Genomic DNA, 1,315 nt, shown 5'->3' with positions numbered 1-1,315 from the left:
GACACATAGGTCATGTCGGCCACCCACAGCTGGTTCGGCGCTGCCGGCGCGAACTTGCGTTGCACCAGATCCTGCGGCCGCTCGGCGGCCGGATCGGGGATCGTGGTGCGTTTGACCCGGCCGCGGACCGCGCCCCGTAGCCCGTGCCGCCGCATCAACCGCTCGACGGTGCAGCGAGCCACGTCGATACCTTCACGGTTGACTTGCAGCCACACTTTCCGGGCACCGTAGACGCCGTAGTTCTCGCGGTGGACCCGCGCGATTTCCAACGTCAGTTCCTCGTCGCGCCGTCCTCGTTTGCTCGAAACAGGTTGGCGGTGTTCGTAATAGGTTGATGGGGCGATCTTGACGCCGAGCTCGGTCAGCGCGGCGCAGATCGACTCGACACCCCATCGCAGGCCACCATCGACGCGGTGGCCCTGGTACTCGCTGATATATCTGACGATCAGCGCTGGGGCCGGTCCAGTTCGGCCGCGAAGAAAATCGATGCAGATTTCAGAATTGCGTTGGCGCGCTTGAGTTCCGCGTTTTCCCGGCGCAGCCGTTTCAGCTCCGCGGACTCCTCGGTGGTGATCCCGGCCCGCGCACCGGCATCGACCTGACCTTGGCGCACCCACTTGCGGACCGTCTCCGCGGTCCCGACACCCAAAAGCTCGGCGACCGCCCCGATCGCCGCCCATTCCGACTCGTGTTGGTCGCGGACCTCCGCGACCATCCGCACAGCCCGCTCACGCAGCTCCTGCGGGTACTTCTTCGAACTCACAGACATCATCCTTCCTCAAGAGATGAGTCTCCGGAATCGCCGGGGGGATTCAGTTGGAGCCGAGGGATCGGCACTCCGGTGTCGGCAAACCAGGTGAGCCCGGTGCGTCGGAGGTTGTGCCGACAGGTGCTCATAGCCGAGCGCGGCCACCACGGAATCCCAGTGCGTCGCCTTGCGCAGCATGCCAGTCCGGATCGTCCCGCTCGTGTGGCCCGACGAACGGGCGAGCGTCCAGCTTGTCCTTCCGCACCCGAATCCGATCGAACATTATGGGTCGATGTGGTCTCAGATGCGGGACGCGAAGGCCACGTCGTTGTTCTCATAGCCCGTCGGCGGGCCGACGAACTTCCCACCGCAGGTGACGAGAGCGAGGGTTTCCGGCCCGATCTGGTCGTTGAGGCGGTCGACCGGGAGCGCACCGTCTTTGGATACGCTGTCCACCGAATCGACCCGGTAGCGCCAGGACTTGCCGTTGTTTCCGGTCAGGGTGACGATGTCGCCAGGCTTCAACGCGGAGAACTTCTTCGCGAAACCGGTCCCCTGCACCACATC

Annotated in this window: 1 protein-coding gene and 1 pseudogene; both read right to left on the bottom strand. The window is 64.8% G+C overall.

The features are described 5' to 3' along the window. Positions 1-772 (bottom strand): annotated as a pseudogene (locus ACFWPJ_RS33085) (IS3 family transposase); the annotation flags it as partial. A 276-nt stretch (positions 773-1,048) separates the two neighbouring features. Next, a partial coding sequence (locus ACFWPJ_RS33080; protein WP_378857497.1) for a class F sortase occupies positions 1,049-1,315 on the bottom strand: 267 nt, incomplete at its 5' end.

This window comes from Nocardia sp. NPDC058497 (assembly GCF_042720195.1).
Taxonomy (GTDB): domain Bacteria; phylum Actinomycetota; class Actinomycetes; order Mycobacteriales; family Mycobacteriaceae; genus Nocardia.
This window is presented reverse-complemented; position numbering and strand designations above follow the sequence as displayed.